Origin of the sequence: Cedecea sp. NFIX57 (assembly GCF_900177785.1) — a bacterium.
In the GTDB taxonomy this organism is placed as follows: Bacteria; Pseudomonadota; Gammaproteobacteria; order Enterobacterales; family Enterobacteriaceae; genus Cedecea; species Cedecea neteri_C.
The window spans coordinates 19,824-32,504 of the sequence record NZ_FXAS01000024.1; the positions used below are offsets into that span (position 1 = coordinate 19,824).

Sequence of the window (12,681 nt, forward strand, 5' to 3'; positions counted from 1 at the left end):
GGTCATGAAAGCATTAGCAAAACTGAAGGCGGAAGAAGGCATCTGGATGACGGATGCCCCCAAGCCGGAAATGGGTCATAACGATCTGCTGATCAAAATTCGTAAAACGGCGATTTGCGGGACCGACGTCCATATTTACAACTGGGACGAATGGTCGCAAAAAACTATTCCTGTTCCTATGGTTGTGGGCCACGAATACGTGGGGGAAGTGGTAGGCATTGGCCAGGAAGTGAAAGGCTTCAAGATTGGCGATCGCGTTTCCGGCGAAGGGCATATCACCTGTGGACACTGTCGTAACTGCCGCGGCGGGCGTACCCACCTCTGCCGTAACACCACTGGCGTGGGTGTGAACCGCCCCGGCTGTTTTGCTGAGTATTTGGTTATCCCGGCGTTTAATGCGTTCAGGATCCCGGACAATATCTCAGACGACCTGGCTTCCATCTTCGACCCGTTCGGCAACGCCGTGCACACGGCGCTTTCGTTCGACCTGGTAGGCGAAGATGTGCTGGTCTCCGGCGCAGGCCCTATCGGGATCATGGCGGCGGCAGTAGCGAAGCACGTCGGCGCGCGTAACGTGGTGATTACCGACGTGAACGAATACCGCCTTGAGCTGGCGCGTGAAATGGGTATTACTCGTGCGGTCAACGTCAGCAAAGAAAGCCTGCAGGACGTGATGAGCGAGCTGGGGATGACCGAAGGGTTTGACGTGGGTCTGGAGATGTCCGGCGCGCCACCGGCGTTCCGTACCATGCTGGATACCATGAACCACGGTGGCCGGATTGCGATGCTGGGGATCCCGCCGTCAGATATGTCTATCGACTGGACCAAAGTTATCTTTAAAGGGCTGTTTATTAAGGGTATCTACGGTCGCGAGATGTTTGAGACCTGGTACAAGATGGCAGCCCTGATTCAGTCTGGTCTGGATTTGTCTCCGATCATCACCCACCGCTTCTCTATCGATGAGTTCCAGAAAGGCTTTGACGCGATGCGCTCCGGGCAGTCCGGCAAAGTTATCCTGAGCTGGGATTAATCATTAAGCCAGAGGGCATTGCGCCCTCTGGTTTTTCAATCAGGCCTGTTTGGCCCAACCCTGCCACTGATGCTGGAGATATTTCACCAGCGCGCTCTCGGCAATGCTTTCACTGATGACTTTAAAGTAGGTGGTGGCGTACACCGGCTCAAGAGGCTGTTTCGGTTTACACACCTTCACGCCCCGGAACGGGTTACGTGGCGGTGGCTGTTTGCCCGGCAGAGTATTATTCGGTGTTGAGGTATCTACCTGTGGCTCATTAAGCAGGCTGCTCGGCCGCACCAGCGTGATGTCCGGTGGCAGGTTGTACACCATCTGCTGGAGGACGCGAACGGTCGAAGGGTGAGGGTGACCGATGGCGATTGCTGACCCGGTTTTGCGAGCAAGCTGGATAGCGCGATTGAACTGAAAGCGGATATCCGCCTCGTTCTGAGTATCGTCGAGGAACACTTTCCGCTTAATCACTTTGACTCGAGTGCCGGCTGCGGCGCGCGTGGCCTGGCTGTTACCGATGGTCATGCTGTCCAGGAAATAGAGATTGTACTGCTCCAGCGACTGCATCACCTTTTGCATGCCGAACAGGCTTGAGGTCATCGCGCTGCCCATATGGTTATTCATCCCAACGGCATAAGGGACTTTGTTCACCGCGTCGCGGATAATTCTCTCGATTTCGCTGCTGCTCATGTCCGGGCGGAGCGTATCTTTCTCTAGCGGTTGTTTGCTGAGTGGTGCCATCGGCAGATGGATCAGAACTTCATGCCCGGCGTTATGGGCTTTGGTCGCCATTTCGCGAGCGTGTGGTGCGTTGGGTAGCACGGCGACAGAGACGTTAGTTGGCAGGGCCAGCACCTGGTTTTCCTGCTGAGGACGATAGCCAAAGTCATCAATGACTATTGAGAGCTTACCGGCCCAGGCGGAGGTTGCCAGCATTAGCCCGCTGGCGGCGGCGAAAAAAACGGTGCGAAACTGAGGCAAAACTTATCTTCCCAACCACGGTTGTGGATTCACTGCCTGGCCCTGGCGACGAATTTCGAAATAGAGTGACGGACGGCCCTGGCCGCCACTGCTACCGACCAGCGCAATAGGTTGCCCGGCACGTACCTGGGTGCCGACGCTGACCAGCGCGCTCTGGTTGTAGCCGTAGAGACTCATATCGCCTTTGCCGTGTTCAATGACGACAACAAGACCATAGCCCTGAAGCCAGTCGGCAAGGATCACACGTCCGTCGGCAATGGCTTTAACTTCCGTGCCTTCCGACGCCGCAATAACGATACCTTTCCAACGTAGTTCACCTTGCAGCTGTTCGCCATAGCGATGCAGTAACGAACCGCGAACCGGCCAGTATGCCTGCCCACGTGGCGCACCCAGGCCACCTGTTCTCGACATCAATGAACGCTCGCTTTCGGTTGGCTTGTAGGTTGTGCCTTTGTTGGAGGCTTCCTGCTGTTTATTGCGAACCTGCTCTGCTTCGCGTGCCTCACGCTCGGCTCGAGCTTTTGCCGCTGCTTCTGCGCGGGCGATCTGGCTCTGCAGTCGCGCCTGGTTCTGGCGCATTTCACTCAGCTTCTGCTGATCCTGCTGGATGGAGGATTCCAGGCCTGCCAGCGTCTTTTTGCGTTCGTTGCGGGCGCTCTCCAGCCTGGCCTGTTGCGCCTGCTGGTCATACAGCAAAGTTTGCTGTTCGCTTTGCTTACTTTCCAGCTCGGTTTTCTGCTGTGCGGCTTCCGCTTTGGTCTGTTTTAACTCTTCGATAGTCTGCTGACGCGCAGCGTTAAGGTAACCGAAATAGGCCTGCAGGCGCTGGCCACGCTGGCTTTCTTCGCCGCTAAGAATCAACTGAATACCGGTATGCTGACCCTGACGAAACGCCGCATCCAGCTGAGCGGCCAGGTTACGTTCCTGAGTCGCTTGCTGTTTTTGAAGTTTTGCGAGGGAGTTGTTCAGCGTCGCGATTTGATTGTTTAAATCCGCGAGAGTGTTCTGGGTTTCGCGCAGCTTACGGCTGGCCGCGGAAATTGCTTCTTCTTGCGCTTTTAGCTGAGCGAGTAAAACGGAACGTTGCTGCTGTTGCTGACGCACCGCGCGCTCTTTGGCCGCGATATCCTGTTGAATGGATTGCAGCTGCTGCTTGTCGTCAGCGTGGCTGGAAAAAGGCAATAACAAGACGCCAGCGCTAAACACGCTGGCGTAGATAACGGGCTTCACAGCCCATGTCTTTGAAAAAATCACCTTTCCCCTCATGGGGAGGGATTATTCCACGATGAACAGCGGCTTGCCAGTCATCTCGTGCGGGATTTCCATTCCCATCAGGCTCAACATGGTTGGCGCGATGTCAGAAAGCTTGCCGCCAGCGACAGCTTTCAGGTTTTTTTCACCTACGTAGATCAGCGGAACCGGCAGGCTGGTGTGCGCGGTATGGGCCTGGCCGGTAGCCGGGTCGCGCATTTGCTCTGCGTTACCGTGGTCTGCAGTGATCAACAGCTGACCGCCAACGGCCTCAACGGCTTTAACCACCTGAGCGACGCAGTTGTCGAGGGCTTCAACGGCGGAAATCGCAGCATCATAGACGCCGGTGTGGCCAACCATATCACCGTTCGGATAGTTGCAGATGATGGTGTCGTATTTGCCGCTGTTGATGGCACTCAGCAGCTTATCGGTCAGTTCAGCAGAGCTCATTTCAGGCTGCAGATCGTAGGTCGCCACTTTCGGAGAATTTACCAGCACGCGGTCTTCACCCGCGAACGGCTCTTCAACGCCGCCGTTGTAGAAGAAGGTGACGTGAGCGTATTTCTCGGTTTCGGAGATGCGCAACTGGGTTTTATTGTGTTTCGCCATCCACTCGCCGAAAGTATTGGTCAGTGACGCTGGTGGGTAAGCGCAGGCCGTTTTAATGTCTGCGGCATATTCAGTCAGCATCACGAAGTCGCCAAACTGCACTACTTTTTTGCGGCTGAAACCATCGAAATTGGCGTTAACAAAGGCGCGGGTGATCTGACGGGCACGGTCAGCACGGAAGTTCATGAAGATCAGCGCATCGCCATCATTCATAGTCGAGTCGGCTTCACCTGCGGCGCGAATCACGGTTGGCTTAACGAATTCATCGTTTTCGTCACGAGCGTAAGCGGCTTCCAGGCCAGCAACCGCATTGTCTGCCTGGAATTCACCTTTGGCCTGAGTCATCAGGTCGTAAGCCAGCTCAACACGATCCCAGCGGTTGTCACGATCCATTGCGTAATAGCGGCCAATCAGGGTGGCAACGCGGCCTTTGCCCAGCTCAGCGAACTTGTCGGCAAATTTCTTCAGGGAGGACTCTGCGCTGCGTGGCGGCGTGTCACGGCCATCAAGGAAAGCATGCAGATAAATAGCTTCCGCACCTCGTTCGGCTGCCAGCTCTATCATCGCCAGAATATGGTCTTCATGGCTGTGAACGCCGCCAGGGGAAACCAGGCCCATGATATGTACCGCTTTACCGGCGGCAATGGCTTTGTCCACTGCAGCAGTCAATACCGGGTTAGCAAAGAAACTACGTTCTTTAATTTCAACGTCGAGGCGAGTCAGATCCTGATAAACGATACGGCCGGCACCGAGGTTGACGTGGCCGACTTCGGAGTTACCCATTTGCCCGTCTGGTAAACCGACTTCCAGCCCTGATGCGTTGATCAAAGTATGCGGGCGCTGGCCCCACAGGCTATCCATCACCGGCGTTTTAGCATTAAGAATCGCGTTATCCTGCTGCTCTTCGCGGTGGCCATAGCCATCGAGAATCACCAGGACCATAGGTTTTTTAGTAACCGACATTGCAACAACCTCTGAGTCTAAGACAAAATTTGCGTAATTTTACTACAGCCGATCCCGACGAATAGCCGCAGAAGATCAAAGAAAGGGGCTGGAGGGCGATCGGATTGCATCAGTCTGGTTCTTTTTTTTCGTAACAGCCCGCAGAATCCACATAACATTATTCAGACTGGCTGTAATTGCCACAACGCGAAGGTATACTCCCCACCTGGTTTTCTCATCATTACTTAGTCGGGAGTTATTACCCCCCATGCAAGAAATTATGCAATTCGTTGGTCGCCACCCCATACTTAGTCTGGCGTGGGTTGGTCTGCTGGCCGCGGTACTTTTCATGACTTTTAAAGGCCTGGCCTCTAAAGTCAAAGTGATCACCCGTGGTGAAGCCACTCGCTTAATTAACAAAGAAGATGCGGTGGTTGTTGATGTGCGCCAGCGTGATGATTTCCGTAAAGGCCACATTGCGAATTCACTGAACGTGCTGCCAACAGAAATCAAAAGCGGCAACTTGGGTGAACTTGAAAAACACAAAGCTAAACCCATTATTGTGGTGTGCGCTAACGGTGTTTCTTCACAAGAATCCGCGGCTTTGTTGAACAAAGCTGGTTTTGAGCAGGTTGCGCTGTTAAAAGAAGGTATTGCTGGCTGGAGCGGGGAAAACCTGCCGCTGGTTCGCGGTAAATAATCTGGAACACTGAGGTAAACCATGGCGAATATTGAGATCTATACCAAAGCGACTTGTCCTTTTTGCCACCGTGCAAAAGCCCTGCTGAACGAAAAAGGCGTGGCGTTCCAGGAATTACCTATTGATGGTGATGCCGCTAAGCGGGAAGAGATGATCAAACGCAGTGGCCGTACCACGGTACCGCAGATTTTTATTGACGCACAGCACATTGGCGGTTGCGATGACTTGTACGCACTGGATGCGCGTGGTGGACTCGATCCCCTCCTGAGCTAGTGCGGTTTGTCTGCCGTGTATCGCAGAGTAAGGACGTTTAAATTTAAGGGTTAACAATGTCAGAACAAAACAATACAGAAATGGGTTTCCAGATTCAGCGTGTTTACACCAAGGATGTCTCTTTCGAAGCACCTAACGCACCGCACGTATTCCAGAAAGACTGGCAGCCAGAAGTAAAACTGGATCTGGATACTGCATCCAGCCAGCTGGCTGAAAATGTTTATGAAGTTGTGCTGCGCGTAACTGTGACCGCTACGCTGGGCGAAGACACCGCTTTCCTGTGCGAAGTTCAGCAGGCGGGTATCTTCTCCGTTGACGGTATCGAAGGCACGCAGTTGGCGCATTGCCTGGGCGCATACTGCCCGAACATTCTGTTCCCATATGCGCGTGAATGTATCACTAGCCTGGTTTCTCGCGGTACTTTCCCTCAGCTGAACCTTGCACCGGTTAACTTCGATGCGTTGTTCATGAACTATCTGCAGCAGCAAGCTGGCGAAGGTGCTGAAAACCATCAGGATGCCTGATGAACAGCCTTAATGCTTCAATGACTGTTATCGGTGCCGGCTCTTACGGCACCGCTCTCGCTATCACCCTTGCGAGAAATGGCCACCACGTAGTGCTGTGGGGTCATGACGCTAAACATATCGCTACGCTGCAGGCCGATCGCTGCAATGTTGCTTTCCTGCCCGATGTCCCTTTTCCCGATACCTTGCATCTTGAGAGTGATTTAGCCGTAGCGCTGGCTGCCAGCCGTAATATTTTGGTGGTCGTACCGAGCCATGTGTTCGGGCAAGTGTTGCGTCAAATCAAGCCGCTGATGCGCCCAGATGCACGTATTGTGTGGGCGACAAAAGGGCTGGAAGCTGAAACGGGTCGTCTATTGCAGGATGTTGCCCGTGAGGCGCTGGGGGATGATGCTCCTCTGGCGGTCATTTCTGGCCCAACATTTGCGAAAGAGCTGGCAGCAGGTTTACCGACGGCGATTGCGCTTGCGGCAACCGATGACCAGTTTGCGGATGATCTCCAACATCTTCTGCACTGCGGTAAAAGCTTCCGTGTCTACAGCAATCCCGATTTCATCGGCGTTCAGCTTGGTGGGGCGGTTAAAAACGTTATCGCTATTGGCGCAGGGATGTCGGACGGCATCGGGTTTGGTGCCAATGCTCGTACCGCGCTTATCACCCGTGGTCTCGCGGAGATGACTCGCCTTGGCAGTGCACTCGGTGCTTCTCCGGAAACCTTTATGGGCATGGCCGGCTTGGGCGATCTGGTGTTGACCTGTACCGATAATCAATCTCGTAACCGTCGCTTTGGCATGATGCTCGGTCAGGGAATGGATGTGGATGGCGCACAGCAGAAGATTGGCCAGGTGGTTGAAGGCTATCGCAATACCAAAGAAGTTCGCGAGCTGGCGGCTCGGGTAGGCGTCGAAATGCCAATAACCGAGGAAATTTATCAGGTATTGTATTGCGGAAAAAATGCGCGCGAGGCAGCATTAACGTTGCTTGGTCGTACTCGTAAGGATGAACGAAGCGGCAAATGAAGGATCGCCTAATACACCGCAATAACTGAAACGTCCCGACCCTGGTGTCGGGCGTTGTTTTTATGTCTGGAGAGAGCAATGTCGTCAGAAGAACTGGATTTGGTGTGGAGCAATATTAAAGCCGAAGCGCGAGCGCTTGCGGATTGTGAACCCATGTTAGCCAGTTTTTATCATGCGACGCTCCTCAAACACGATAATCTTGGGAATGCGCTCAGCTACATGCTGGCCAATAAGCTGGCTTCGCCGATTATGCCGGCCATCGCCATTCGTGAGGTTGTTGAAGAGGCCTACGCGGCCGATCCGCAGATGATTGCCTCTGCAGCTTGCGATATCCAGGCGGTGCGCACGCGTGACCCTGCAGTAGACAAGTATTCAACGCCGCTGCTTTATCTTAAAGGCTTTCATGCGCTGCAGGCGTATCGCATTGGCCATTGGCTTTGGCTGCAGGGAAGACAGGCACTGGCTATCTTCCTGCAGAACCAGGTATCCGTTTCTTTCCAGGTTGATATTCACCCTGCGGCAAAAATCGGTTGTGGGATCATGCTCGACCATGCCACCGGGATTGTCATTGGTGAGACGGCGGTCGTTGAAAACGATGTCTCTATTCTGCAATCGGTCACCCTGGGCGGTACCGGTAAAACCAGTGGCGATCGCCATCCGAAAATCCGTGAAGGCGTGATGATTGGTGCGGGTGCCAAGATCCTCGGCAATATTGAGGTCGGAACCGGCGCGAAAATTGGCGCGGGCTCCGTCGTGCTACAGCCTGTTCCGCCGCACACTACGGCAGCCGGCGTACCGGCACGCATCGTGGGCACGCCTGGAAGTGACAAGCCAGCGATAGATATGGATCAGCACTTCAACGGCGCTGGCTTTGAGTACGGCGACGGCATTTAGCTTCTGAGAACGGCGCCCTGATACCCCAACTGGCGCCAGGCCTCATAGACCACCACGGACACCGAGTTAGAGAGATTCATGCTGCGGCTGTCCGGCATCATGGGAATGCGAATCTTTTGCTCGGGTGGCATCGCGTCCAGTATCTCCGCTGGCAGCCCACGGGTTTCCGGACCAAACATCAAATAGTCTCCTGCCTGATAACTCACAGCGCTGTGGGCGGGTGTTCCCTTGGTTGTTAAGGCAAACAGGCGTTGAGGGTTTTCGGTTTCCAGAAAGGCGTTATAGTCGCGATGGCGTAGCACTGTCGTAAATTCGTGATAATCCAGCCCTGCACGACGCAGGCGTTTATCATCCCAGGGAAAGCCCATCGGCTCAATGATATGCAGGCGAAAACCGGTGTTGGCGCACAGGCGGATAATGTTCCCGGTATTGGGCGGAATTTCTGGCTCAAACAAAACGATATTTAACATACAACCCCCATCAACTAGGGGCGCAGAATAGCAAAATAGCTACTGAGCAGAAACGAAAACAGGCTCCGTAGAGCCTGTTATTGAGAATGTTGATTCTGTTTGTCAGCGGTGATAAAGCGGCAGCCAGAGCGTCAGACGCAGGCCACCCAGTGGACTGTCGTCAGCTTTTACCCAGCCACGATGTTGCTGCACGGCCGTTTCCACGATAGCCAGGCCGAGACCTGTACCACCGGACTCGCGGTCGCGCGCCTCATCCGTACGATAAAACGGACGGAAAATTTGCTCTCTGTCTTCCGGACTGACGCCCGGGCCGTCATCGTCAACGGTGACGGTAATACCTTGATTATCGACTGAGAAGTTGACCGCTATTTTGGTGTGCGAGTAGCGCAGGGCGTTACGGACAATGTTCTCTAGCGCGCTTTCCAGCGCATTTGGGTTACCGTACATCAGCCACGGGCCTGGCGGATAGGTGACTTCCAGCGACTTGCCCATTTGCTCGGCTTCAAAAGCGGCGTTATCCAGCATTTCTGTCCAGATTTGGTTCGCTTTCATCGTCTCGCTAACCAGCGCATTTTTTTGCTGATTGCGGGACATCACCAACAGATCATTGATCATGCCGTCCAGGCGTTGGGCTTCGGTTTCAATGCGCCCAAGCTCTTTGCTTTCGCCGCTGCGGCGGCGCAGTAGCGCTGTACCGAGCTGCAGTCGGGTCAACGGCGTGCGGAGCTCATGGGAGATGTCCGACAGCAGCCTCTGTTGTGCCGTCATCATTCGTTCCAGCGCGGTCACCATTTGGTTAAAGCTCGCGCCCGCTGCCTGGAATTCCTGTGGTCCAGCCTCGAGTTCCGGATGTTGACGTAGGTTGCCCTGGGCGACTTCGTCTGCTGCATTTTTCAGCTTACGAGCAGGTTTCGCAAGGCTCCATGCCAGCCAGAGAAGCAGTGGAGAACTCACCAGCATGGTGACAATCAGCAGCAAGAGAGGCCGGTCGAACAGCAGGTTGATAAAGTCAGATTGCGAGCTGCTGGCCGGGCGAATCAGATAAAGTTGGTAGTTATCTTCTCCATCTCGCACCGAAAATGGGCCAACTAGCTCAACTCGCCCATATTTCTTTTTCTGGGGATGATCGGCGTTATCGGACTGGCCAATAAAGTTACGGATGATCTGCATTTCGTTGCGTTGGGCGCCAATGACGCGCCCTTCGCTGGTGACCAGCAGCAGACGCTGGCCAGGAGGTGCCCATTTGTCGATTGCACGGAACAAACGCCGCCACCACATCAAATCATTCGGTGGATCGGTTGCCAGTTCAGCTTCGACGTGTTGCTCAATCATGTAGCCTTGACGTTGCTCATTTTCCATCAGCTCGGTCATCTGGCGTGAATCCAGCTTCGGCAGCATCAAAACTAACATCAGTACCAGAGCCAGCGTCAGCCAGAAGATGGCAAAAATGCGCGCGGTAAGGCTACTTATCATGAAGCGGAAACCATCAGATAGCCACGGCCACGCAGCGTTTTAAACCACGGATGGCCGTCTTTGCGATCCGGCAATTTACGACGCAGGTTGGAAATATGCATGTCAATTGCACGGTCAAACGGCGTTAAGCGTTTACCCAGGACTTCCTGGCTAAGGTGTTCACGAGACACCACCTGACCCAGATGCTGGGCAAGGAGATATAGTAGCGTGAACTCGGTACCGGTTAAGTCCAGTGCTTGCCCATCGAAGCTGGCTTCCTGGCGGCCTGGATTGAGGCTCAGTCCATCGACTTCTACCGTCGGTGAACTGCTATCGCTGTTTTGTTGCTGCTCGCTCCAGTGTGAACGACGCAGGATGGCGCGAATACGGGCAACCAGCTCACGATCGTTAAAAGGTTTTGGTAAATAGTCATCTGCACCCAGCTCAAGGCCGAGTACGCGGTCAAGCTCGCTACCGCGTGCGGTAAGCATAATGACGGGTGTCTGGTGTGTCTGGCGAAGTTCTTTCAACGTATCAATGCCGTTTTTCTTGGGCATCATTACGTCAAGCAATAACAGGTCGATGCTGTCGTCCAGAAGCGTCAACGCTTGCTCACCATCGTGAGCAACAACTACGTCAAAACCTTCCATGTCGAGCAATTCCTTTAACAGGGAAGTCAGCTCTCGGTCATCATCAACTAACAGGATTTTATTCATTGTGAAATTACCTCCGAGGCAGAAATTACGTCATCAAGGCGCGCTAATCCATGACTTTACGTTGTTTTACACCCCCTGACGCTAGTTTGCAGCGGGAATCGTAGACTGGCTCTCGTTGAATCGCAGCACACACAGATTTCGGGAGTAAGTGATGCGCAATGTTACCGCTGCCGTCATGGCCTCAACACTGGCATTTATCTCGTTCGCCAGCCAGGCCGCTGATTTGCCGACCGGCGTTAACTGGCCACAAAGCGACAATCTGGCGAAACGAAACAACGCTCAGAATCACATGTTTGACGGCATAAGTTTGACTGAGCAACAACGCCAACAGATGCGAGATCTTATGCACCGGGCAAGGCATGATAGCCCACCCGTTAATGTTAGCGAAATGGAGATCATGCATCGCCTGATCACCGCTGATAAATTTGATGAAGTGGCAGTGAAAGCTCAGGCTGAAAAAATGGCACAAGAACAGGTTGCCCGCCAGGTCGAGATGGCAAAAGTACGCAACCAAATGTACCACTTACTCAGTGCAGAGCAGCAAGCCGCTTTAAATGAGAAACACCAGCAGCGCATGGACCATCTCCGTGAACTGTCGGAACTGCAGCAGGGTGTTTCGCTGCAGGCCATGAGTAGTAGCAGTACCCGTAGTAACCAGTAACAAACCCTGTTTTCCTTGCCATAGACACCATCCCTGTCTTCCCCGCCTCACCAGGCGGGTTTTTTTTGCCCGACGCTCAGGCCTGTCCGCTATACTACCGGCATTCACCTGCGGGAGCCCCCATGAATCAACAATATGGGCAGCTGGTTAGCCGGGCTGCAATCGCGGCGACCGTTATGGCGTCGTTGCTACTTTTAATAAAAATTTTCGCCTGGTGGTATACCGGCTCGGTCAGTATTCTGGCGGCACTGGTGGACTCGCTGGTCGATATCGCAGCTTCATTGACGAACTTGCTTGTGGTGCGTTATTCACTCCAGCCCGCAGACGAAGAACATACATTCGGTCACGGCAAAGCGGAATCGCTGGCCGCTCTCGCGCAAAGCATGTTCATTTCTGGCTCGGCACTGTTCCTGTTTTTAACCGGTATTCAGCACCTGGCTGAGCCTTCCCCGATGAAAGAGCCTGGGATTGGCGTTGCGGTAACGGTTGTGGCCCTGATAAGCACCTTAGTTTTGGTGACGTTCCAGCGCTGGGTAGTGCGAAAAACGCAAAGCCAGGCCGTCCGGGCCGATATGCTTCATTATCAGTCTGATGTTATGATGAATGGCGCAATTCTTATTGCGTTAGGCTTATCCTGGTATGGTTGGCATCGTGCTGATTCGCTGTTTGCTTTGGGTATTGGCGTGTACATTTTGTATAGCGCGCTGCAAATGGGCTATGAAGCCGTGCAATCGCTGCTTGATCGGGCGTTACCAGACGAGGAACGTCAGGCTATTATTGATATCGTGAATGCGTGGCCCGGCGTCAGAGGAGCCCACGATCTCCGAACGCGGCAGTCAGGGCCGACCCGCTTTATACAGCTTCATATTGAGATGGAAGATAATTTACCGCTGGTTCAGGCGCACGTTGTGGCTGAACAGGTGGAGCAGGCGATTCTGCAGCGTTTCCCAGGATCGGATGTGATTATCCACCAGGATCCTTGCTCTGTTGTCCCGACGGGACGGCAGGGGCATTTCGAGCTTTAGTTTTACGTTGGAAAGTTGGCGCTGACTGGCAGTTTTTGCATAATATACCGCCATTTGGCCTGACCTGAATCAATTCAGCTGGAAGCCGTTGTTATACTATTTGGGCAGCGTCGAAGCTTCGGATTGCCCGCAGCGTTTTC

14 protein-coding genes are annotated in these 12,681 nt (G+C 53.8%); 8 read left to right on the forward strand and 6 right to left on the reverse strand.

Features of this window, described 5'->3' with window-relative positions:
• Positions 1-4 precede the first annotated feature (4 nt).
• Entirely contained in the window at positions 5-1,030 is a 1,026-nt protein-coding gene (gene tdh, locus B9Y90_RS18680; RefSeq protein WP_039289161.1) for an L-threonine 3-dehydrogenase, read from the forward strand.
• Between the two features lie 39 nt (positions 1,031-1,069).
• On the opposite strand, the gene B9Y90_RS18685 is transcribed toward tdh, so the two are convergent.
• The 3 genes from B9Y90_RS18685 to gpmM are packed head-to-tail and all read right to left on the reverse strand — an operon-like array spanning position 1,070 to position 4,828.
• On the reverse strand, positions 1,070-1,960 hold the full coding sequence (locus B9Y90_RS18685; RefSeq protein ID WP_254902717.1) for a divergent polysaccharide deacetylase family protein: 891 nt from the start codon (positions 1,958-1,960) through the stop codon (positions 1,070-1,072).
• A gap of 48 nt (positions 1,961-2,008) precedes the next feature.
• The gene (gene envC, locus B9Y90_RS18690; protein WP_039289163.1) at positions 2,009-3,271 is read right to left on the reverse strand and encodes a murein hydrolase activator EnvC; all 1,263 of its coding nucleotides are present in this window, start codon (positions 3,269-3,271) and stop codon (positions 2,009-2,011) included.
• Positions 3,272-3,280: 9 nt separating this feature from the next.
• Complete coding sequence (gene gpmM / locus B9Y90_RS18695) at positions 3,281-4,828, reverse strand: 2,3-bisphosphoglycerate-independent phosphoglycerate mutase (protein ID WP_085542163.1); 1,548 nt, start codon at positions 4,826-4,828, stop codon at positions 3,281-3,283.
• Between the two features lie 247 nt (positions 4,829-5,075).
• Here gpmM and B9Y90_RS18700 point away from each other — a divergent pair, with 247 nt between their 5' ends.
• The 5 genes from B9Y90_RS18700 (at position 5,076) to cysE (ending at position 8,217) form a co-directional block, all read left to right on the forward strand.
• On the forward strand, positions 5,076-5,507 hold the full coding sequence (locus tag B9Y90_RS18700; protein WP_039289165.1) for a rhodanese-like domain-containing protein: 432 nt from the start codon (positions 5,076-5,078) through the stop codon (positions 5,505-5,507).
• Between the two features lie 21 nt (positions 5,508-5,528).
• Positions 5,529-5,780, forward strand: a complete 252-nt coding sequence (gene grxC, locus B9Y90_RS18705) for a glutaredoxin 3 (RefSeq protein ID WP_008457480.1) — start codon at positions 5,529-5,531, stop codon at positions 5,778-5,780.
• A 56-nt stretch (positions 5,781-5,836) separates the two neighbouring features.
• Positions 5,837-6,304 (forward strand): protein-export chaperone SecB, encoded by a 468-nt coding sequence (gene secB / locus B9Y90_RS18710; protein WP_008457481.1) that lies wholly within the window; start codon positions 5,837-5,839, stop codon positions 6,302-6,304.
• Positions 6,304-7,323 carry an NAD(P)H-dependent glycerol-3-phosphate dehydrogenase gene (gpsA, locus tag B9Y90_RS18715; RefSeq protein WP_085542164.1) on the forward strand — a complete coding sequence of 340 codons (1,020 nt, stop codon included), beginning with the start codon at positions 6,304-6,306 and terminating at the stop codon, positions 7,321-7,323. Before secB ends, gpsA begins: the two co-directional genes overlap by 1 nt.
• A gap of 78 nt (positions 7,324-7,401) precedes the next feature.
• Positions 7,402-8,217, forward strand: a complete 816-nt coding sequence (gene cysE / locus B9Y90_RS18720) for a serine O-acetyltransferase (RefSeq protein ID WP_008457483.1) — start codon at positions 7,402-7,404, stop codon at positions 8,215-8,217.
• Here the strand turns inward: cysE and trmL are convergent.
• The 3 genes from trmL to cpxR all read right to left on the reverse strand — a co-directional run bounded on the left by trmL (position 8,214) and on the right by cpxR (position 10,855).
• The gene (trmL, locus tag B9Y90_RS18725) at positions 8,214-8,687 is read right to left on the reverse strand and encodes a tRNA (uridine(34)/cytosine(34)/5-carboxymethylaminomethyluridine(34)-2'-O)-methyltransferase TrmL (RefSeq protein WP_039289167.1); all 474 of its coding nucleotides are present in this window, start codon (positions 8,685-8,687) and stop codon (positions 8,214-8,216) included. The two genes, cysE and trmL, sit on opposite strands and share 4 nt — an antisense overlap.
• Positions 8,688-8,789: 102 nt before the next feature.
• The gene (gene cpxA / locus B9Y90_RS18730; protein ID WP_039289168.1) at positions 8,790-10,160 is read right to left on the reverse strand and encodes an envelope stress sensor histidine kinase CpxA; all 1,371 of its coding nucleotides are present in this window, start codon (positions 10,158-10,160) and stop codon (positions 8,790-8,792) included.
• Positions 10,157-10,855, reverse strand: coding sequence for an envelope stress response regulator transcription factor CpxR (gene cpxR, locus B9Y90_RS18735; RefSeq protein WP_039289169.1), 699 nt, complete (start codon positions 10,853-10,855; stop codon positions 10,157-10,159). Before cpxR ends, cpxA begins: the two co-directional genes overlap by 4 nt.
• Positions 10,856-11,006: 151 nt before the next feature.
• Here cpxR and cpxP point away from each other — a divergent pair, with 151 nt between their 5' ends.
• Positions 11,007-11,516 carry a cell-envelope stress modulator CpxP gene (cpxP, locus tag B9Y90_RS18740; RefSeq protein WP_085542165.1) on the forward strand — a complete coding sequence of 170 codons (510 nt, stop codon included), beginning with the start codon at positions 11,007-11,009 and terminating at the stop codon, positions 11,514-11,516.
• Between the two features lie 122 nt (positions 11,517-11,638).
• The gene (gene fieF, locus B9Y90_RS18745) at positions 11,639-12,541 is read left to right on the forward strand and encodes a CDF family cation-efflux transporter FieF (RefSeq protein ID WP_039289171.1); all 903 of its coding nucleotides are present in this window, start codon (positions 11,639-11,641) and stop codon (positions 12,539-12,541) included.
• Positions 12,542-12,681: the final 140 nt, after the last annotated feature.